Origin of the sequence: Dongia rigui, from assembly GCF_034044635.1 — a bacterium.
GTDB classification, from domain to species: domain Bacteria; phylum Pseudomonadota; class Alphaproteobacteria; order Dongiales; family Dongiaceae; genus Dongia; species Dongia rigui.
The window spans coordinates 1,410,142-1,430,090 of the sequence record NZ_JAXCLX010000001.1 but is presented as its reverse complement, the minus strand read 5'-3'; the positions used below and the strand labels follow the sequence as shown (position 1 = coordinate 1,430,090).

Below are 19,949 nucleotides of genomic sequence, written 5' to 3'. Positions count from 1 at the left end.
GAACGGACTTCACGCCCTGGGCGCGTATTTGGCGAGGATCCGCTGCAGGGTGCGACGGTGCATCCGGAGGCGTCTTGCGGTCTCCGAGACGTTGCGGTCGCATTGTTCGTAGACGCGCTGGATGTGTTCCCAGCGCACGCGGTCGGCGGTCATCGGCTGTTCCGGGGGCGGCGGCAATGCATCGCGATGCTCGAGCAAGGCCGCTTCGACCTGGTCGGCATCGGCGGGCTTGGGCAAGTAGTCGATGGCGCCGGATTTGATGGCGGCCACGGCGGTCGCGATATTGCCATAGCCGGTGAGGATGACGACGCGGCAATCCGGGCGGCTCTTCTTGATCTCCGGCACGACGTCGAGGCCGCTGCCATCGGCGAGCCGCAGATCAACGACGGCATAGCGCGGCGGCTGCGCCTTGGCGGCCGCAATGCCGGCCTCGACGCTTTCGGCCTGGGTGACGGCAAAGCCGCGCTTCTCCAGCGCCTGCGCGAGACGCTGCCGATAGGGCGCGTCGTCGTCGATGATCAGCAAGGTCTTCTCGGCCACCTGGGTTTGCGGAATATCGTTCATGTCGTCTTACCCTTCACTCCTTATGCGCTTCGGTGAGCGCGCTCCGGGGCCAGATCACCTTGACCTCGGCGCCGCCGAATTCGTTGTTGTCGAAATGGACATTCCCGCCCGAGCGTTCCAGCAGATTCTGGGCGATGAAGATGCCAAGGCCCATATGGTCGCCCTTGCGCCGGTCCGGACTGCTCTTGGGCCCACCCACCGCGCTCCTGACCAGTTTGCCACCATAGCGCCCGAGGGCCGCTGAAATATAGGGGTCGCCAAGGCGCGCCAGCAATTCCTGCGGGAAGCCCTGACCGTCATCGGTGATGGTGATGGCAAGCTCGGTGCGCGACCAGCTGATCACCACCTGCACTTCTTCCTTGGCGAATTCGATGGCGTTCTGCAGCAAATTGCCAAGGCCGTGCATGATTTCAGGCCGGCGCGGCATGACCGGCGGGTCCTGCTCGCCGCCCTCCGATTTCGCCTCGATGCGCAGGGCGACCGAGGGGCGCAGGAAGGGCTCGGCCGCCAGCTCGACAAGGAGCGGTGCGGCGAGGACATGAAAATGATCCTTCGAGGATTGCTCGGGCCGCGCCGCGATTTCAGCCAGAATATGCCGGCAGCGTTCGGCCTGGCTTAAGAGCAGTTCGGCGTCGGGGCGATAGGGTGAGTCCGCCGGTAGATCGCGCGTCCATTCCTTGGCGATGAGCGAGATGGTGCCCAAGGGCGAACCCAGCTCATGGGCGGCGGCGGCGGCCAAGGCACCCACCGAATTGATGCGCTGCTCGCGATCGAGGGCCGATTGCACGGCCATGAGGGCATCGGTGACGCGGCGCGATTCCTCGGCCACCTTGAAGACATAGACCGAGATGAAGACGACGGCGAGGCCCAGCGCGATGGCAAGGCCGAAGACGAAGATCGGCGGCAGGTCGAAGAGGCCGCCCGGCCAGGGCAAGGGCAGGTGAAAGAAGGCAAGGACGTTGACGCAGGTGATGGCCAGCGCCGTCAAACCCAAGGTCGAACGATAGCTCAAGGCTGCGGCCGAGACCGTGACGGGGGCGAGCAGCAGCAGCGAGAAGGGGTTGTGCAGCCCGCCGGTCAACCCCAGCAGCACCGTCAGCTGCACCATGTCGAAGGCGAAATAGAGCGCGGATTCCCGGTCGGTCAAACGCGCATTGGCCTTGCGCTTCACTTGCGGGACCAGGGTCGCCACGGCCAGCGCGGCAATGACCAGGGCGGCGGGTACGAGTTCGATCGGATAGCCCAGCACGACGTTGACGAAGAACAGCGAGGCCGCCTGGCCCACCACCGCCACCCAGCGGATGGCAAGGAGCGTGCGCAGCCGCACATGGCCGCGCGCCGGGCGGCGGGCGGGCTGGAATTCGGGCCGAAGACCGGCCACGGGGGCAGTAACCTCACTCATCAGGAGCCATTCAAGACATTAAAGCCCGATTTGCAACCCGGCAGTTTTACAGGTGCGGCCCGGATGGGCTATCAAGGCGCTGAAAGTCATACCGAATCTGCGCCTCCGATGCGCGCAATCCTCTTCCCTTGGGGCCCGAGCCTTAACATGCTTTCCCAGCCCATCATTGACGTGGATCAGCTTCAGAAACGCTTTGGCGATCTTAAGGCCGTGGACGGCCTCACTTTTTCCGTGGCGGCGGGGCAAACCGTGGCCTTGCTGGGCGGCAATGGCGCCGGCAAGACCACCACCATCTCGATGCTGCTGGGATTGCTGGTGCCGACCGCCGGGCGCATCTCGCTCTTTGGCCTCGACATCGCCAGGCACCGCCACAAGGTGCTGGGGCGGATGAATTTCTCCTCCCCCTATGTCGATTTGCCGCACCGTCTGTCGGCGCGCGAGAACCTCATCGTCTTCGGGAAGCTCTATGGCATCAAGGATGTCGCCACGCGCATCAAGGAAATTGCGGCGGCCCTGGATCTCGGCGCCTTGCTCGACCGCAAGACCGGGTCGCTTTCGGCCGGGCAGAAGACACGGGTGGCCCTGGGCAAGGCGCTGCTCAATCGCCCGGAACTGCTGCTGCTCGACGAGCCTACCGCGTCGTTGGACCCCGACACGGCAGACTGGGTGCGTCACTACTTGGAGAGCTATCAGCGCCAATCCGGTGCCGCCATTCTGCTCGCGTCCCACAACATGAACGAGGTCGAGCGCCTGGCGCATGAGGTGTTGATGCTCAGGAAGGGCAAGATCGTCGATCGCGGCACGCCGGACGATCTCATCTATCGCTTCGGCCGCCAGAATCTCGAAGAAGTCTTCCTCGACATCGCGCGCGATCGCCGCAGCGGCGAACCGGCGAAGGCGGAGGTGTGAGGATGGCAAAGTTCGCGCAGTCGCTCCCCCTCACCCCAACCCCTCTCCCCGCAAGCGGGGCGAGGGGCTTAAGGCAGAACTCGGCGACAACTCCCTCGCCCCGCGATAGCGGGGAGAGGGTCGGGGTGAGGGGCGCTTTGTCATGACCTTCTCCTTCGCCCGTGTGGGCGCCATGTGCCAGCGGCATTTTTATGTCATGCGGCGGTCCTGGCCGCGCATTGTCGAGATGGCGTATTGGCCAACCATGCAGATGGTGATCTGGGGTTTCCTCTCCCAGTTTCTTGCCACCAATTCATCCTATGTGGCGAACGCATTCGGTGTGCTCATCGCCGGCGTCATGCTGTGGGACGTGCTGTTTCGCGGGCAACTCGGGTTCTCGCTCTCGTTTCTGGAAGAGCTGTGGTCGCGCAACCTGGCCAATCTTTATTGCTCGCCGCTGACACCGCTTGAGCACATCATCTCGCTCGTCGCCATGTCCTTCGTGCGCGCCGTCATCGGCGTGCTGCCGGCGATGCTGCTGGCCATCCCCTTCTATCACTTCTCGATCTTCACGCTGGGGATCCCGCTGCTCGCCTTCTTCTTCAACCTCCTGATCATGGGCTGCGCCTTGGGGCTGATCGTCACCGCCATGATCCTGCGCTATGGCCTGGCGGCCGAGAACATGGCGTGGTTCCTCGTCTTCCTGCTGGCGCCGTTCTCTTGCGTCTATTACCCGGTGACGGTCCTGCCCGGCTGGGCGCAGGTGATCGCGTTCGCCCTGCCTTCGACCCATGTCTTCGAAGGCATGCGCGAGATGCTGTTCCACCAGGTGTTTCGCTGGGATCATTTCGCCGCGGCCCTGGCCTTGAACGGCCTTCTTTGCCTGATCGGCGTCGGGATCTATCTGATCAGTTTTGCAAAGGCGCGCAAGCTGGGTCTGCTGCTTCAGGTGGGCGAGTAGCGGCGGGCAGTTCGATCGGCTGACCGTCGATCAGGATCTGCGGCGGCAGGATCATCACCGCCACCGTGCCGGCGCCGAGGTCGGATTCGAGATGCAGCGTGCCGCCATGGAGGCTCATGATTTGGCGCGACAGCGGCAGGCCCAGCCCCGTGCCCTCGTTCTTGCGGTTCAAGTGGCTTTCGACCTGCACGAAGGGCTCGAACACGCGTTCGAGATCCTCGGCGGCGATGCCGACGCCGCGGTCGACGATTTCGATCACCGGTGCCCCGGCCAGGTCGCAATGGGCGCGCAAGGTAACGGTCGAACCGGGCTTCGAGAACTTGATCGCGTTGGAGATGAGGTTGATCACCACCTGCCGGAGGCGCCGCTCGTCCGCCAGCATCTGCAGGCGCGGCATGGGATCAAGCTCCAGCTTCACGTCACGCGCCGCCGCCTGGCCGCGCGCGACACCGACGGCCGAATGCAGCATCTCGGTCAGTTCGAATTCATGGGCGTTGAGGGTGAGGGCGCCGGCCTCTAGCTTCGAATAATCGAGGATGTCGTTGATGAGGCCGAGAAGATGCTTGCCGCTCTGGCCGATGTCGCCGATGTAATCGGGGAGCTGCGGCGCGTCGCGCCCGGCGCCGGGAAGACCCAGCAGCAATTCGGAAAAGCCGATGATGGCGTTGAGCGGCGTCCGCAGTTCATGGCTCATCGTGGCGAGGAAGCGGGCGCGGGAACTGGCGGCGAATTCCGCGGCGTGGCGTGCCTCATCGAGCTCGACGATGCGCTTTTGCGTCTGCTCGACGGTGAGTTCAAGGAGCTTGCCCATCGTGCCGATGCCGCTGAAGCGGCCGCGGCGGGTGACCAGGAAGCCGGCCTGGATGGCGTCAGGATAATCGGCGGTGATGAGGCGCTTGATCTCATCGAGCGGCGTCGCCTCATCAACGACCAGCGGCTGGCGGTTCATGAGCGCCAGGATCGGGCGCTTGAAATAGACGTCGAACCACAAGGGCTGGGCAAAGACCGAGAGCAGCCGGTCGCGTTCGACCGCGCCATAGACGATGCCGTCGGCATCGGTGACCGCCACCAGCGGCAGCGCGTTGTTGGAGCGGAAGAGGTCCAGCACCTTGGCACCGGTCGTCTGGGGCCGGATGGTGGGTGCGTCCGTCACCAGATCGCGGGCGAGCAGCGTGAAGGCGCGCGTGAGCGAGCCTCCCTCGGCGGCCGCAATTTCCGCCGGGCGTAGCTCAGCTTCGCTCCGTTCCAGCGGTTCCGGCCTCATATCCACCTTCGTCTGCAACATGGGCGGGTTTGTGCCATGGCATGTGTGACAGGCGGATGACACCGCGATGTCGGCTTTACATCAGGGGGTAAGATCCCTGGTATTTCGTCAATCGCAGCAGGAATTTTTTGCTTCTTTATCCCCGATCTGCGCCACGACCGACCCGTGCTGGGGGCCGTCGGCGGCCGGTTTGGCGACCCCCACCAGATCGAGCGGGCCCGCCCCGGCGCTGGGGCCGTCCAGGTAACGCCCCTCGGCCGACCAGCGGCAGGCACCAAGCACGGGCACGGTGCCGGTGATTGTGCCGTCGGCGTTCAGGGCAAGACCGGCCACGTCGCGCCGGTCGCGGGTGCGGACGCGCTGGCCGGTTTTGATGAGGGTGGCGATGTCGGTCATGGTCTGCAGACTCCCGTCACTTGGCGCCCCCCTCCCGACCTCCCCCCTGAAGGTGGGAGGAGTCGCTGTTGCGGCCATCTCGCTCTAAAGCCCTCCCACCTTCAGGGGGGAGGGTTGGGTGGGGGGCCGTGAGCGATGACTTCAGAAAAGGCCGCTACCTCTCCACCTTCCCCAGCAACGCCGTCCGCTGCGCCTTCGACAGTCCTGGCGCCGCGATGATCTTGTCGCACCCCGCGATGCGGGCGAAACGGTGCACGGCGTTGCGCAGGTGCTCGAGCGGCAGGTCGTGATAGAGCTCGAGCCCGGTGATGCGCCAGGCACCTTCTTCCTTGCGGCCGTCAATGAGCCCCACCGCGCGATCGCGATAGAGGATGGGCATGGCGAAATAGAAGCGGCGCTGATCTTCCGGCGTATAGGCTTCGAATTTGTAGGTGAAGCCGAAGAGTTCGGTGAAACGCCTGCGGCTGAACATCAGATTGTCGAGCGGGGGGACGAGGCGCACGGTGTCGTCCTGCGGCGGCACGCCTTTCATGAAGCGGTCGAGATCGGAGCGCAAGGCGAGATAGCGGTGCTGCGTATCGCCCTCGATGGATTCGATCCAGTCGATCAGGTTGTGATCGAGCGCGTCCTCGATGAGCCGCTTCGCCACCGCCATGCCGCCGCGCCAGGTGCCGACGTGATGCGAGACGCGCTCGGCCAATTGCCGCGGCGTCGCCAGTTTCAGCACCGAGAGCGCCGAATGCACGAAGAAGGATTTGTGCGCGGTGCGGTAATCGGCCACCGGATTCAACAGTTCCGGCGCCACGCGCTCCGTGAGATCGAACAGGCGGTGGAAATTCTTCGAGCGGCCGCTGATCTGCACCTGCCCCGTGTGATAGAGATATTCGAGCGCCCGGGTCGTCGCCTTGATGGTGTTGAAGCCGCCGATGACGCGCTCTGAATCGAGATCGGCCGGCGAGACCGGGCCGTTTTCCGCGATATGCTTCTTCACCTGGCGCATCAGCGGGCGGAATTCCTTCAGCCGCTCCTGATTGACGGCCTTGTTGAAATCCTTGAGGAAGAACGGCACCCAGTCGCGCCGTGTTGCAAACAGCGGGTAGTGCGTCTCCAGCATCGCCCGGTCGCGGTAATAGAGGTCGTAGAGGGCGGGGATGGGCGCGTCCGTGCGCGTGATCCAGGCGATCTCGTGATTGCGCAGGCCGGTCGAGCGGATGCTGTCGATCTGCATCATGCCGAGGCCCACGGCCCTGGCACCCGCTTCCTCGGTTTTCCAAAATGGGCCCCGGAGGCCGAGACGATCGAGCAGAAAGGCGCGGGCGAGTTCCTGGGACATGCTCTCTTTCAACCGTCATGCCCGGAGCTTCGCCCCGGGATGACGGCGAAGAGGTGGGCCCTAATCCTTGTCGCTCACACCCGCTTCGGCGAAGGTCGCCATGCCGGTGTGGCAGAGCGCCGCCGCGCGCAGAATCGGAATGCACAAAGCAGCGCCGGAAGCCTCGCCCAGCCGCATGCCGAAATCAAGCAGCGGCTTCTTGGCAATTTTCTCCAAGAGTTTGCGATGGCCGGGCTCGGCCGAGCAATGCGCGACGACGCAGTGATCGAGGGCGTGTGGATCGAGCTTCAACAGTATGGAAGCAGCGACGGTGGTGGCAAAGCCATCGAGGATGACCGGCACGCGGGCGATGCGCGCGGCGATGACGGCGCCGGTGATGGCCGCCAGTTCATGCCCGCCGAGGGCCGCCATGATGGCGAAGGGGTCGTCGAACACGGCGCGATGTTTGGCAAGACCCATGTCGATCACCTCGGCCTTGCGGCTGAGCTGCGCGCCGTGGACGCCGGTGCCAGGCCCCGCCCAATCGGTGCCGGTGCCGCCGAAGAGGGCGGCGGCGATGGCCGAGGCCGCCGTGGTGTTGGCGATACCCATCTCACCCACGCAGAGGAGATCGACACCAGGCTCGACCGCCATCATGCCATAGGCCATGGCGCGCGAGGCTTCGGCTTCGCTGAGCGCCGGGCCTTGGGTGAAGTCCTGGGTCGGCTGGTCGAGCGACATTTCATAGACGCGCAAGTCGGCATCGGCGTTCTTGCACAGCTGGTTCACCGCCGCACCGCCATGGGTGAAGTTCAAGACCATTTGGCGAGTCACTTCCGCCGGGAAGGCGGAGACACCCAAGGCCGCCACACCATGATTGCCGGCAAAGACGGCGACGCGCGGGTGATTAACCGCGGGCTGCTTCCCCTGCCAGGTGGCAAGCCAGGCGGAAAGCTCCTCAAGCCGCCCCAAGGCACCGGCCGGCTTGGTCAGCTGCCCTTCGCGGGCGGCGGCTTCCCTAGCGGCTTCGAGATCCGGTCCCGGAAACTCCGAGACAATGCGCCGCATCTCCGCAAAGCTGGCAATCGACTGGCTGTCCAACATAACCTTCAAACTCCACAGGCCCCTTTTGGGGGCGATCCAAGCGTCCCTATATCCCAGGGGCGGTTCTTGTTACAACGTCAAGGTCCCTTGCTGCCGATCTGACGGCGGCCGGCACCCCAGGAAGCCACATGAGCGAAGCCAACCAGTCCTTTCCCGACGAACCCGATGACGAACCAGCCGCCAACGGCGCATCGGCGCAAGTCCCGCCGCATGAGAGGCCCGGTTTCGGTGCCGGTCTTGCCGCCTGGCGACGCGATGTGTTCCTGGCCCTAGGGTTTTTCACCCGGTTGCCGATTCCGGCCGTGTCCGGCCATCTCGGGAATGCGGCCCGCGCCTTTCCCTTCGCCGGCCTCATCGTCGGGCTGATTGGTGCCCTGGTCTATTTTGTGGCGATGGAGATCGGCCTCTCTGGCCTGCTCGCGGCATTGCTTGCCGTGGCCGCGACCGGCATCGTGACAGGTGCCTTGCATGAGGATGGCTGGGCCGATGTCTGCGACGCGCTGGGCGCCCGCGGCGGGGTGGAAAGGCGCCTGGAAGTCCTGCGTGACAGTCGGCTGGGCTCCTATGGCGGCCTCGCCCTCATCTTTTCGACCTCGATCAAGGTGGCGGCCATCGCCAATCTGGGGGCGCCGGAACTGGTGGCGGGTGCCCTCATCGCCGCCCACACCCTGGCGCGGGGCGTGCTGCCGCTGGTGATGGCGCGGATGCCCTTGGCCCGCAATAACGGCCTCGCCGTCGATGCCGGCCGGCCCAGCATCACCGCCGCCAATTGGTCGCTGATCATCGCCCTCATCATCGCGGTCGTGGCGGTGGCGCCCGTGGCGGCGTTGGTCGCCTTGCTGGCGGCCTTGGCGGCCACCTGGGCCGTCGCCAAGCTGGCGCAGGCAAAGTTCGGCGGCTATACCGGCGACGTGCTGGGTGCCGTCGAGCAGGTGGCGGAAATGGCGATCCTGGTCAACCTCATCACGCTGACCTAAAGCGAAAAGACCATGGCGTCCGATCACACTGAAACGCGACTGTGGCTGGTGCGCCACGCACCGGTCATCGGCTCACTGGGCCGCATCTATGGCCAGGACGATCTTGAAGCCGATTGCAGCGACGACAAAGCGTTCGCAGCGCTGGCAGGTTTTCTGCCCGTCTCGCCGGTCTGGGTCGCCACGCAACTCAAACGCACGCATCAGACCCTGGCCGCCGTGCAGCGCGGACGCGGGCTCGATCCTGCCTCACCGCTGATCGAACAGGATCTGGTCGAACAGCATTTTGGCGACTGGCAGGGCCTCACTTATGCCGAGCTCGATGCCAGCCGCGACGGTGCCTATCATCGCTTCTGGCACGCGCCGGCGACCGAGCGGCCGCCCAATGGCGAAAGCTTCGCCGACGTCGTGGCGCGCGTAGAAAAGGCGCTGCTGCGCCTGACGCTGGCCCATGCGGGGAACGACATCGTCGTGGTGGCGCATGGCGGCTCGATCCGCGCAGCCCTTGCCGCCGCCCTCGACATCGAACCGGAAAGGGCGCTGGGCTTCTCGGTCGACAACCTCTCGGTGACCCGCCTCGACCACATCGAAGGCCAAAGCTTCGGCGCCGCCTGGCGCGTGGCGTTTGTGAACAGACGGTTGTGAGAGTCTGAGGCACGTTGTGAGATTCTGAGACTGGCATCGGCCCCCCTCCCGGCCTCCCCCCTAAAGGTGGGAGGAGTTTGGAGCACGGACGAACGATCAAGCGCAGACTAAAGCCCTCCCACCTTTAGGGGGGAGGGTTGGGTGGGGGGCCGCAAGTGACGAAATCTTTCCGCACACGTATCGACACGCTGCCAAAAGCCAAGGCCCTGCGCCGCGACATGACAGCGGCGGAAAAGAAACTCTGGTCGCATTTGCGCAATCGTCAAATTGACGGCGCGGTCTTTCGCAAGCAGGTGCCGATCGGCCCTTACATTGCCGATTTCTGCTGCCTCAAGGCGGACCTCGTTGTCGAAGTCGACGGTGGCCAGCACGATGAGTCGAAATCAGATAGCGTGCGTGATGCGTGGCTGAATAAGGCTGGATATCGCGTGCTGCGAGTCTGGAACAACGAGGTGACTGACAATATTGAAGGGGTGCTGCAGATCATTGCGGCGACACCGGAAGAACAGCGCCGACGCTGACACTGGCCCCGGCCCCCCACCCAACCCTCCCCCCTAAAGGTGGGAGGGCTTCTGGCCGCAACTGATCGTTCAAGCTCGCTCCACTCCTCCCACCTTCAGGGGGGAGGTCGGGAGGGGGGGCTGCAAGTGACGGGTTCTCCTTTATGCCACCGCGAAAACTTGCGCGGGGTCTTCGAAGGATTTGAATTCGAGGGCGTTGCCGCTGGGGTCCTTGAAGAACATGGTGGCTTGTTCACCGACCTCGCCCTTGAAGCGGACATGCGGTTCGATGATGAAGGTGATGTTGGCGGCCTTCAGGCGGTCGGCGAGGCGGTGCCAGTCGCCCCAGGGCAGGATGGCGCCGAAATGGCGGACCGGCACGTTGTCGCCATCGACCTGGTTGGTGCTGGCGGCGGCCGTTTCCTCGGGCTTCACATGGGCCGAGATCTGGTGGCCGAAGAAGTCGAAATCGATCCACTTTTCCGCCCGCCGCCCGGTCTTGCAGCCGAGCAACCCGGCATAGAATGCCTCGGTCGCCGCGATGTCGTTGACCGGGAAGGCCAGGTGAAAGGGCGGGATGGTCATGACGTCTCCTTGGGCGCACGGTTTAGGTCAGAAACGTGTCAGCTTCGCCTGACAGAAACCTGACGGATCAGGCATCGGCCATGCAGGTCCGCCCTGATCGGCGTATCTTAGCTTCCCGGCGCAAGACCCGGATAGCGGGCGCTGTGCCGACGCTCTATCTCCTTATGCCAGGATGATATGGCAGGAAAGCGACCGGACATGCCGGAAGGAAGCCTGATGGTGCGGGCGAAGAACCAAGGCGGCGACAAGACGGACCTGGTCAAGCGCGCCGCCGCTTATATCGAGGCGCGCCAGGAGAGCGAGGCGGATGGGCCGATCACGCTGGAGGAACTGGCACGCCATTGCGGCCTTTCGCCCTGGCACCTGCAGCGCCAGTTCAAGCGCGTCATGGGTGTCTCCCCCCGCGATTATGAGGAAAGCCTGCGTCTGGCGCGGTTCAAGAAGGGCCTGCGCACCGGTGCCGGCGTGGCGGCAGCGACCTTCGATGCCGGCTTCGGCTCGTCCTCCCGCGTCTATGAACGATCGGGGGCGGCGCTGGGCATGACACCGGCCTCCTACGCCAGAGGCGGCAAGGGTGCCGATATCCGCTATGCGCTGGCAAGCTCCGCCCTGGGGCGCATCCTGGTGGCGGCGACCGGGAAGGGCCTCTGCCGCGTCGAGATGGGCGCGGATGACGCGACGCTGGTCAGTGAACTCCACGACGAATTCCCGGAAGCCGACAGCATCGTCGCCGACGAGACGGCGCTTGGCCCCTATGTCAGCGAAATCCTCCATCGTATTTCAGGCCGGGCGCCGCGGGCGGACCTCCCCTTGGACATCCGCATGACCGCCTTCCAGCGCCAGGTCTGGGCGGCGCTGACCCGAATCCCCGCCGGCGAGACCCGGACCTATGGCGAGGTCGCTTCCGCCATCGGCCAGCCCAGTGCTGCCCGGGCGGTGGGCAATACCTGCGGGCGCAACCCGGTGGCTGTTGCCATTCCCTGCCACCGTGTTTTGCGTAATGACGGGGCTATCGGCGGCTATGCCTGGGGTCCTGAACGAAAACAGGCCCTTATCCGGGCGGAATCGCAATCGTTAACGACGCATAGCGGGTCTGCTGGCAAAAAAAGAGTAACCGGTTGAAGTCGTCACGAGCGGCGCCGTAAAGTGGTCGCCAGGGGAAATTGGGTAACCCTGGGGATATGTGGATTGTTTTTGACCACCATGCGGAAAGTCGCGAAAAACCTAGCTAAGTCGTTAAGCGCGGGGCGCGTGCCGGCAGTTGATAAGCCGCGCGCCAAGCGTCGCTCCATGCCCGAAGTGAGCGACATCCACATGCTCAATTTCGCCACGCGCAAAGTGCCGCTGGTGTTCAAGCAGAACAAGCGCGCGCAACGCATCATCCTGCGCTTGGATCACGGCAATTCATCGATCATCGTGGTGCTGCCGAAACGCACTTCGCGCGATGAAGGCAAGCGATTTGCGTTAAGCAACAAGGATTGGATCGAGCAGCATCTCGATCAACTGCACGAACCGGTGCCGTTCCTCCACAACAACATCATTCCCATTCTGGGGACACCGCATCGCATCAGCCACAAGCCGAATGCGCGCGGCGTGGTGTGGTGCGAATCGGAAGAGATCCATGTTGCAGGCCATGAGGAGCATGTCTCGCGCCGCGTCCAGGACTGGCTGAAGGTCGAGGCCAAGCGCGAGATCGAAGCCCGCGCCTATGCCAAGGCCGAGGTGGTGGGAAAGAAGATCAAGAAGATCACCATTCGCGATACCAAGAGCCGCTGGGGTTCCTGCACCAGCGAGGGCGAGCTTGCGTTCTCCTGGCGCCTCATCTTCGCGCCCAAGCACGTCATGGACTATGTCATCGCCCATGAGGTGGCGCATCTGCGGGAAATGAACCACGGACCGAAATTCTGGAAACTCTGCGGCGAGATCTGCCGCAACATGGATTCCGCCCGCCGCTGGCTCGAGACCCATGGGACCGATCTTTATCGGTACGGGCGGTTCTAACGAGCTCGAGAGAGTCTTAGCTACCTCGGCGCGGCCGCCCGGGTCAGGCGATCGTTGATCGCAATGCCCAAACCCACCTGCGGGATCGGCATGATGGCGATGCCGGTGACATCCGGCCGGTCGAGCGCGCGCAGCATGGCAAAGAGATTGGCGGCGGCCTCGTGGAGATCGCCGCTGGCGCTCAAATTCAGCACCACTTTGGCGGCCGGGACCGATGGCCCGAAGGCGAGCAAGGCTTCACCGGGCAGCACCGCCGTGGCCCCGAGGCGCACCGGCCGGTCCGGGGCATAGTGGCTGAGCAGGCGGCCTGGGCCGTGCAACCCGGCCTCGACATCGCCAATGGGTGCAGCGATCGCGACCGGCTTGCCGATGACCGCCGTGATGTCATCCGGCGCGATGCCGCCGGGACGCAGCAGGGCCGGCTTGCCGTCGAGCAGGCTCAGCACCGTCGATTCAACGCCGATGCGGCAGGGGCCGCCATCGAGGATCATCGCCACCTTGTAGCCGAGGCCGTCGGCCACATGTTGCGCCGTCGTTGGGCTGATGCGACCCGAGGGATTGGCGCTGGGACCGGCGAGCGGCAGGTTGCTGGCGGTGAGGAGTGCTTGCGCCACCGGATGCGCCGGGATGCGCAAGGCGACACTGTCCATCCCGGCACTGACCAGCAGCGAGAGCGGGCAAGCCCGCGCGCGCTTCACCACCAATGTCAGCGGCCCGGGCCAGAAGGCCTTGGCAAGCTTGACGGCATCGTCGCTGAAGTCGCCGAGCGTCCTTGCCGCGGCCAGCGTCGGCACATGAACGATGAGCGGATTGAAACTGGGGCGGCCCTTGGCGGCATAAATGGCGGCGACGGCGCGGTCGTTGGTGGCATCGCCGCCCAGGCCATAGACGGTCTCGGTCGGGAAGCTCACCAACTCGCCGCGCCGCAGGGCGCCGGCGGCCAGGGCGATGTTGCTATCCTCGGCCGGAGCGATGCGCGACATCGGCGTTCCCCTCAGTCAACGCCGGCCGCGGGCGATGAAATGCGGGTTCTTGAGGCCGGGCTTGCCATAGACGAGCGGCGTGCCGTCGAGCACGGCAACCGAGCCGCCGGCCGCCAGCAGCACGGCGTGGCCCGCCGCGGTATCCCATTCCATGGTGGGGCCGAAGCGGGGATAGAGATCGGCCGCACCTTCAGCGATGCGGCAGAATTTCAGCGACGAGCCGGCGACGATGGTGCCGCTGACATGCTCGCCCAATTCCTCGACCTTCACCAATTCCTTGGCAGCATGCGAGCGGCTGATGGTCATGACGGCACCGCTCTTGGGCAGGGGCCGTGCCGCGATGGCGCACTCCTCGCCGTCGCGGCGGCGGATGGCACTGGTGCCGTGGCCGGCATACATCTCGCCCAAGGCCGGCAGATAGACGACACCCAGAACGGGCACGCCGTTCTCGATGAGGGCGATGTTGACCGTGAACTCGCCATTGCGGGCGACGAATTCCTTGGTGCCGTCGAGCGGATCGACCAGGAAGAAGCGCTTGGCGATATGCTGTGGCAGGCCTTCGGCCGCGGCCTGTTCCTCGGCGATGACCGGGATGTCCGGGGCGCAGATGCGCAAGGCGGCGAGGATCAGTTTCTCGGCCGCGACATCTGCTTCGGTCACGGGGGAGTGGTCGGCCTTCTTGCTGGCCGCGAAATCGCTGCTGTAGATGGCCATGATTGCGGCCCCCGCCTCATAGGCGGCGGCGATCAGGTGGTCGCGCAAGGGGGCAAGGTCGCTCGGCATCGGGATTCCAGCAGGCGGCAAGAGGCAAGGGCGTTTCGGGCCGCCTTCTAGCCTGTTTCCCTGCAAAAGGCCACCCGGCCCGCCAGCCCGCTCCGGCCCGCTCAACTGCCCTGCGCCCCGGGAGTGGGGGGTGGCGCCGGATCGTTGGCGGTCGCCGATTCCAGCGAGGACAGCAGGCTGGAGAGCGCATCCTGCTGTTCCATGGACAAGGGGGCGATGGCTGCCGCCGCCTCATGTGCGGCGGCGCTGCGGCGCGCCGCCTCGCCCGCGATCAACGGCACCTTGGCGTGCAGGGCGATCTTCTGGACCAGGTCGTCGGCATCGATCGGCTTGGCCATGAAATCGTTCATGCCGGCCTCGAGGCAGCGGCGGCGATCTTCCTGGGTCGCATTGGCCGTGAGTGCGATGATGGGGACGCGCGCGGGCACGCCACCCAGCTCGCGGATGCGGCGCGTCGCTTCCAGGCCGTCGAGCTCGGGCATGCGCATGTCCATCAGCACCACGTCATAGGACCTGGAGCGCATCGCTTCGATCGCCTCCAACCCGTTGCCGGCGATGTCGGCGCGGGCGCCGGCGCGTGCCAGGATCGCCGTCACCAGCATCTGGTTGACCTGGTTGTCCTCGGCCAGAAGGATGCGCAGCGCCGAGCCGTCGGCAAAGACGGCGGGGCCGTCGCCATACCCACCGCGGCGCAGGGTCGAATGCCGCGCCCCTTCGAGCAGCGCCATCATGCAGGCGAGGAACGAGGAGCGGCGCACGGGCTTGGGCAATTGCGCATCGATCCCTTCATGCACCTCGTGCTGGTCAATGAAGAGGGCCGAGGAAGAGAGCACGATGTTCTCGACCGTGACGCCCGGCAAGGCGCGCAGGCGCTTTGCGAACTCGACGCCGGGCATGTTCGGCATCACCTGATCGACGATGGCGAGCGCAATGGGTTCGGCGGGCGGATGGTCGCGCAATTCGTCGAGCAGGATCTCAGGTTCGCTGGCGACATGGGCGCGGGCGCCGATGCTGACCACATAGCGCTCGAAGATCTCGCGGTTGATCGGGTTGTCGTCGACGATTAGGACGTGGCGATCCTTGAAGGCGGCGCTGATCATCGCCTGGTCCGGCGCCGGCGTCTGGGTGGTGCCGGTGAGCTGGCCGAACCAGGCGGTGAACCAGAAGGTCGAGCCGGTCCGCTCGCCGGTATGCGAGTCGACGCCGATCGCGCCATGCATCAGATCGACCAGCTGCTTGCAGATGGCAAGGCCCAAGCCGGTGCCGCCGAAGCGGCGCGTGGTCGAGGCATCGACCTGGCTGAAATGGTGGAACAGGCGGCTTTGCGCCTCGGCCGGAATGCCGATGCCGGTATCGCGCACGGCAAAGCGCAGCTTGGTGCCGTCCTCGGTCTGGTCGGCCAGTTCGACGATAAGCGAGACGCCGCCGCGCTCGGTGAATTTCACCGCATTGCTGAGGAGGTTGAGCAGGATCTGGCGCAGGCGCCCCGGGTCGCCGTTGAGTTTTGCCGGCACATCGGGCGCCACGAAGCAGGCAAGCTCGATGCCCTTGGCATGGGCGCGGCTGACCACCAATTCGAGGACGGAATCGATTTCGGTCACGATGTCGAAATCGATATGCTCGATCTCCAGCTTGCCGGTCTCGGCCTTGGCGAAATCGAGGATGTCGTTGATGATGGCAAGCAGCGCCTCGCCCGATTGATGCAGCACGTCGACGTAATGGCGCTGGCGCTGGTCGAGCGTGGTGTCTGCCAGGAGACCCGCCATGCCAAGGACGCCGTTCATCGGCGTGCGGATCTCGTGGCTCATCATGGCGAGGAACTGGGTCTTGGCGATCGAGGCCTGCTCAGCCACGTCCTTGGCTGATCTGAGATCGCTGGTCATCCCCCGTGCGATCGCCTCGGCCCGGTAGCGTGCCGCCACCATGAACCACAGGGCAGCACCGAGCAGGATCGAGGTGAGCGACCCGCCCAGCATGACGAGGACCGGCAGCGTCGCGGCACCAGGCGGTTTCAGCGAGGAATGCGAACGGTATTCGAGGGCGAAGCTTTGTCCGGCCAGGATCATGGTGTGGGTGCGGCGATAGATATTGCCGTCACGCGCGGCGCGGCGCGCAGCCGGATCGATGATGTTGCGCCGCCGGCTGTCGAAGACGAGGCGGTTGGAATCGACATTGGCGCCGAGATAGAGCACGACGTCGAGCTCGTTGCCGATATCGAGCACCGCATCTTCGACCGCGACGCCGACCGCGATCGGCATGATGACCCAACCCTTGAGGTTCTCGCGGCGCTCGAGATAGGAGGCCGGGGCGGAGTCGCGCGTATAGACGGGCGAAATCAGCAGCAGGCCGGGCTGGCTCTGCTTGTTGATGATGAGCGGGATGATGCTGCTCATCGTCACTTCGCCATTGAGCATGGCCCAGTCCAGCACACGCTTGCGGGCCGGTTCGCTGGCAAGATCGAGGCCGACGAGCGCGCCATCCTTGGATATCGATTCCGAGAGCCGGATCACATAGAGCTCGTCGGACGAGAGATTGCTGAGCGTGCGGATCTTCAGGGTTTCGCCATTCAGGATGCTGGCGCGGGCGATGTAGCGATCGAGATCGGCGCGTTTCACCCGTTCGACGTAATTGAGGCCCATGGCGCCAGCCATCTCGCGCCAATCCAGGCCCGAAACCAGGCGCTGCCAATCGCGGTGCGTGATCGCGTCGGTCAGCGTCGCCATGCCGGTGCCCATGTTGACGACCAGACTATAGGAGGAGAAACGGTCGCTGAAACGTTTCTCGAAGCGCTCGATGAGATAGTTGAAGCGCTGCCAGGATGCCTCTTCCGACTGCCGGTAGAGCAGCAGGGCGACATAGCAGCAGAACAGGATGCCGACCAGCCCGACCGCGACGCTCCAGGCCCAGGCGCGCCCGCGCGCAAAGACAATGCCGTGCCCGGCAAGGCCTTGCACCGTCGCTCTCGCCTTTCGCGCTGTGGTCTTTCGCTTCAATGGGGCCTCTGTCCAGGTCAGCCGCATTGTTGCGCAAAGATGGTGAAATAAAGGTTAAGTGCCTATTTCTTAAGCACTGTTAACGCATTGGAAATATGTGACAATCGTTAAATGAATGACGGGCAGGGCATGGCGATAGCCATCTCTGGCCCCGCCCCCACGCTCAGGGCAACAACGAATCCAGCTCCTTCTGGAGCTCAGCGCGCTGGGGGGCGTCGGGGGGAAGCTGGTCGAGAACGTCGTTCCAAAGCCTGCGCGCCTCCGCCTTGTCGCCGGCAACGCGGGCGACCAGGCCGCCGTAATAGAGGCCCAGCGGATTCTTCGGATCGAGCGTGCGCACGCGCCCGACGGCTTCGACGAATTCCGGCGGCAGATAGCGGTCGAGATCGGAGCGGCCGGCGATGATCGCATCGGCATAGTCGAGCTGCACGTCGAGGCGCGCAGGGGCGAGGGCCGCGGCCTTGGCCCAGGCGTTGCGAGCGTCGTCGCTCCTCTGCAGGACCTGATAGGCACGCGCGAGGCGCACCCAGCCGTCGAGATCGTCGGGATTGGATTTGAGCTTTTCCGCCAGGCGTCCGACCATGTCGTTGATGAAGGTCTGCTGCTGTTCGGGCGACATCGCTTGCGCGGCTTCGATATCGGCGGCGCTGGGCCCGGGGGCCGTTGCAGCGGCACCTGAGGCGGCATCGGCGGTACCCGCCGGCGCCGGCTTGCCGAGGCGCTCGGCGGCCTTGGCAATGTGGGCCTCCAGCGTCGCGCGCCAGGGGGCGTCCTGGGGGGTATCCTTCTCCAGCGCCATCCAATCGGTGAGTGCCCCCTCGACCTCGCCGGCCTGGGCCTTGCCGAGTGCCAGGAAGAAGCGCGCGGTGGGATTGGTGGGATCGACCGCGAGCGCGCGGTGGAAGGTGGCGGCGGCAGCGTCGTTCATCTCGCCCCGATTGGCGATGAGCTGGGCCTGGCCGTAGGCGGAGAGAGTGGCCGCGTCCTGGGCACCCAGTGCCACCGCCTTGCCATAAGCCGTGGCCGCATCCTGGGCGCGGCCGGCAGCGTCATAGCCGGCGGCAAGCGCCACCCAGGCCTTGGCGTCGGTGGGCTTGGCCGTGACGTCCGCTTCAAGCGCCTGCAATTCGGGGCTGGTCGCGGCGGGTGCCGCGTGTTCGGCAATGAAGGGCTGCGCCGGGAGATCCGGGGCGCCGATGAGGAGATAGAAGCCGAAGCCGAGCAGCGGCAGCACGACGGCCGCCACGATGAGGAGGCCGTGCGAGGGTGCGCGGCCGGGCTGCCATTGCGGGTTGTCGGTCAAAGCCAGCACGCGCCGTTCGATTTCGATCTGCGCCAGGCGCGCCTGGTCCGGGGCGATGAGCCCCGCTTCGGCATCGCGGCCAAGCTCGACCATCTGGTCGCGATAGACCGCCAGGGCAAAGCCCGCCTCGTTCTTGACCTTGCGCGTATAGAACAGCGGCAGCGCCAGCAGCACCGCCGTCACCAACGTCATCACGGCAAAGACCAGCCATACCAGAATCATGCATCCCTCCGCTCGGCGGAGTTTGTGGCCTCTGGCGCCGGCGATGGCAAGCCTTCGGCGCCCAAGGCCGCATTGATGCGCGCAAGTTCGGTAGCGCTCAGTGCCGCTATGGGCGTTGCTGAACGGCGGCGAAAGAAGAAGACGATGATGAGGCCGCCGATGACGAGCAGGACGAAAGGCCCGGCCCACAGCAAGGCGGTTGCTGCCTTGAAGGGCGGCTTGAACAGCACGAAATCGCCGTAGCGGTCGGAGAGGTAAGTGAGGATCGCCGCATCGCTCTCGCCCGCCGCGATCTGCTGGCGGATGAGGCGGCGCATGTCGCTGGCGATACCGGCATCGGATTCGTCGATCGATTGCGCCTGGCAGACGACGCAGCGCACCTGCTTCATCAGCGCGCGGGCGCGCGCCTCGAGCGCGGGATCGGTGAGGGGCGCGTCGGCGACCTGCACCTGGGCGTGGGCAGGCTGCGGCAGCGCCAGGCCGGCGAGGCCGAGGCCAGCCACGGCCAGCAGCACCCGGATATGCCGGGCCAAATTCACTTCGTGAGATCCGCGAGGAGGGGTTTCAGCTCCTTCTCCAGCCGGCCAGGATCCAGGGGCTGGGCCAAGCGATAGCGGATGATGCCGTCCTTATCGATGACATAGGTCTCCGGCACGCCGCTCAAGCCGAATTCGATGCCGGCGCGGCCTTCATTGTCCATGCCGATCGCCTGATAGGGGTCGCCGAGTTCGGCAAGGTATTTTTCGGAATCGGCGGGGGCATCCTTGAAGGTGATGCCGACGACGCGGATGCCCGGCACATCGCGCAGGCTCTTGATCAGCGGATGCTCGGCGCGGCAGGGCGCGCACCAGGAGGCGAAGAAATTAAGGACCGTGATCTGCCCCGCGAAATCCGCCGACTTCACGCCGGGGCGGGCGCCGAGACCGGGCAGATCGATCTCGGCCATCTTCTTGCCGATGAGGGCCGAGGGTATTTCCTGTGGATTGCGCTCGGGATCGAGGCCGCGCCAGAAGAGGGCGATGAGGGCCGCGAGGATCAAGGCGGGGATGACGAAGAGAAAACGGCGCAT

Annotated in this window: 20 protein-coding genes; 7 read left to right on the top strand and 13 right to left on the bottom strand. The window is 65.2% G+C overall.

All coding sequences use genetic code 11. The features are described from left to right. Positions 1 to 9: 9 nt before the first annotated feature. Together SMD31_RS06535 and SMD31_RS06530 are read right to left on the bottom strand one after the other, a co-directional pair. Positions 10 to 564 carry an ActR/PrrA/RegA family redox response regulator transcription factor gene (locus SMD31_RS06535; protein WP_320500002.1) on the bottom strand — a complete coding sequence of 185 codons (555 nt, stop codon included), beginning with the start codon at positions 562 to 564 and terminating at the stop codon, positions 10 to 12. A 13-nt stretch (positions 565 to 577) separates the two neighbouring features. Continuing rightward, positions 578 to 1,966 (bottom strand): ActS/PrrB/RegB family redox-sensitive histidine kinase, encoded by a 1,389-nt coding sequence (locus SMD31_RS06530; RefSeq protein WP_320500001.1) that lies wholly within the window; start codon positions 1,964 to 1,966, stop codon positions 578 to 580. 147 nt (positions 1,967 to 2,113) lie between these two features. On the opposite strand from SMD31_RS06530, the gene SMD31_RS06525 reads away from it, so the two are divergent. Both SMD31_RS06525 and SMD31_RS06520 read left to right on the top strand, forming a co-directional pair. After that, positions 2,114 to 2,875, top strand: a complete 762-nt coding sequence (locus SMD31_RS06525) for an ABC transporter ATP-binding protein (RefSeq protein ID WP_320500000.1) — start codon at positions 2,114 to 2,116, stop codon at positions 2,873 to 2,875. Positions 2,876 to 3,017: 142 nt separating this feature from the next. Beyond that, complete coding sequence (locus tag SMD31_RS06520; RefSeq protein WP_320499999.1) at positions 3,018 to 3,815, top strand: ABC transporter permease; 798 nt, start codon at positions 3,018 to 3,020, stop codon at positions 3,813 to 3,815. Here the strand turns inward: SMD31_RS06520 and SMD31_RS06515 are convergent. From SMD31_RS06515 to cobT, 4 genes are all read right to left on the bottom strand, one after another. Next, on the bottom strand, positions 3,763 to 5,079 hold the full coding sequence (locus tag SMD31_RS06515) for a sensor histidine kinase (RefSeq protein ID WP_320499998.1): 1,317 nt from the start codon (positions 5,077 to 5,079) through the stop codon (positions 3,763 to 3,765). The two genes, SMD31_RS06520 and SMD31_RS06515, sit on opposite strands and share 53 nt — an antisense overlap. 108 nt (positions 5,080 to 5,187) lie before the next feature. After that, complete coding sequence (locus tag SMD31_RS06510) at positions 5,188 to 5,475, bottom strand: hypothetical protein (RefSeq protein WP_320499997.1); 288 nt, start codon at positions 5,473 to 5,475, stop codon at positions 5,188 to 5,190. A gap of 154 nt (positions 5,476 to 5,629) precedes the next feature. Then, complete coding sequence (locus SMD31_RS06505) at positions 5,630 to 6,808, bottom strand: DNA glycosylase AlkZ-like family protein (RefSeq protein WP_320499996.1); 1,179 nt, start codon at positions 6,806 to 6,808, stop codon at positions 5,630 to 5,632. Between the two features lie 60 nt (positions 6,809 to 6,868). Further along, entirely contained in the window at positions 6,869 to 7,891 is a 1,023-nt protein-coding gene (gene cobT / locus SMD31_RS06500; protein WP_320501008.1) for a nicotinate-nucleotide--dimethylbenzimidazole phosphoribosyltransferase, read from the bottom strand. A 128-nt stretch (positions 7,892 to 8,019) separates the two neighbouring features. Between cobT and cobS the strand changes: the two genes are divergently transcribed. From cobS to SMD31_RS06485, 3 genes are all read left to right on the top strand, one after another. Beyond that, entirely contained in the window at positions 8,020 to 8,868 is an 849-nt protein-coding gene (gene cobS, locus SMD31_RS06495; protein WP_320499995.1) for an adenosylcobinamide-GDP ribazoletransferase, read from the top strand. Between the two features lie 12 nt (positions 8,869 to 8,880). Further along, positions 8,881 to 9,510, top strand: a complete 630-nt coding sequence (locus SMD31_RS06490; protein WP_320499994.1) for a histidine phosphatase family protein — start codon at positions 8,881 to 8,883, stop codon at positions 9,508 to 9,510. 155 nt (positions 9,511 to 9,665) lie between these two features. After that, complete coding sequence (locus tag SMD31_RS06485; RefSeq protein WP_320499993.1) at positions 9,666 to 10,031, top strand: endonuclease domain-containing protein; 366 nt, start codon at positions 9,666 to 9,668, stop codon at positions 10,029 to 10,031. Between the two features lie 141 nt (positions 10,032 to 10,172). Here the strand turns inward: SMD31_RS06485 and SMD31_RS06480 are convergent, their stop codons facing one another. Next, positions 10,173 to 10,595 carry a VOC family protein gene (locus SMD31_RS06480; protein WP_320499992.1) on the bottom strand — a complete coding sequence of 141 codons (423 nt, stop codon included), beginning with the start codon at positions 10,593 to 10,595 and terminating at the stop codon, positions 10,173 to 10,175. Positions 10,596 to 10,793: 198 nt separating this feature from the next. Here SMD31_RS06480 and SMD31_RS06475 point away from each other — a divergent pair, with 198 nt between their 5' ends. Both SMD31_RS06475 and SMD31_RS06470 read left to right on the top strand, forming a co-directional pair. After that, the gene (locus tag SMD31_RS06475) at positions 10,794 to 11,717 is read left to right on the top strand and encodes a bifunctional transcriptional activator/DNA repair enzyme AdaA (protein ID WP_320499991.1); all 924 of its coding nucleotides are present in this window, start codon (positions 10,794 to 10,796) and stop codon (positions 11,715 to 11,717) included. 129 nt (positions 11,718 to 11,846) lie between these two features. Continuing rightward, positions 11,847 to 12,596, top strand: a complete 750-nt coding sequence (locus SMD31_RS06470; RefSeq protein WP_320499990.1) for a M48 family metallopeptidase — start codon at positions 11,847 to 11,849, stop codon at positions 12,594 to 12,596. 20 nt (positions 12,597 to 12,616) lie between these two features. On the opposite strand, the gene SMD31_RS06465 is transcribed toward SMD31_RS06470, so the two are convergent. The 6 genes from SMD31_RS06465 to SMD31_RS06440 all read right to left on the bottom strand — a co-directional run bounded on the left by SMD31_RS06465 (position 12,617) and on the right by SMD31_RS06440 (position 19,949). Further along, positions 12,617 to 13,579: an L-threonylcarbamoyladenylate synthase gene (locus SMD31_RS06465; protein ID WP_320499989.1), complete on the bottom strand. Its 963-nt coding sequence runs from the start codon at positions 13,577 to 13,579 to the stop codon at positions 12,617 to 12,619. A gap of 15 nt (positions 13,580 to 13,594) precedes the next feature. After that, a complete protein-coding gene (gene cysQ, locus SMD31_RS06460) occupies positions 13,595 to 14,362 on the bottom strand; it encodes a 3'(2'),5'-bisphosphate nucleotidase CysQ (protein ID WP_320499988.1) in 768 nt (255 codons plus the stop codon). A gap of 101 nt (positions 14,363 to 14,463) precedes the next feature. Further along, positions 14,464 to 17,355 carry a response regulator gene (locus SMD31_RS06455; RefSeq protein ID WP_320499987.1) on the bottom strand — a complete coding sequence of 964 codons (2,892 nt, stop codon included), beginning with the start codon at positions 17,353 to 17,355 and terminating at the stop codon, positions 14,464 to 14,466. Positions 17,356 to 17,518: 163 nt separating this feature from the next. Then, positions 17,519 to 18,880: a c-type cytochrome biogenesis protein CcmI gene (ccmI, locus tag SMD31_RS06450; RefSeq protein ID WP_320499986.1), complete on the bottom strand. Its 1,362-nt coding sequence runs from the start codon at positions 18,878 to 18,880 to the stop codon at positions 17,519 to 17,521. Next, positions 18,877 to 19,419 carry a cytochrome c-type biogenesis protein gene (locus tag SMD31_RS06445; protein ID WP_320499985.1) on the bottom strand — a complete coding sequence of 181 codons (543 nt, stop codon included), beginning with the start codon at positions 19,417 to 19,419 and terminating at the stop codon, positions 18,877 to 18,879. The genes ccmI and SMD31_RS06445 overlap by 4 nt, the downstream gene beginning before the upstream one ends. Beyond that, positions 19,416 to 19,949: a DsbE family thiol:disulfide interchange protein gene (locus tag SMD31_RS06440; protein WP_320499984.1), complete on the bottom strand. Its 534-nt coding sequence runs from the start codon at positions 19,947 to 19,949 to the stop codon at positions 19,416 to 19,418. The genes SMD31_RS06445 and SMD31_RS06440 overlap by 4 nt, the downstream gene beginning before the upstream one ends.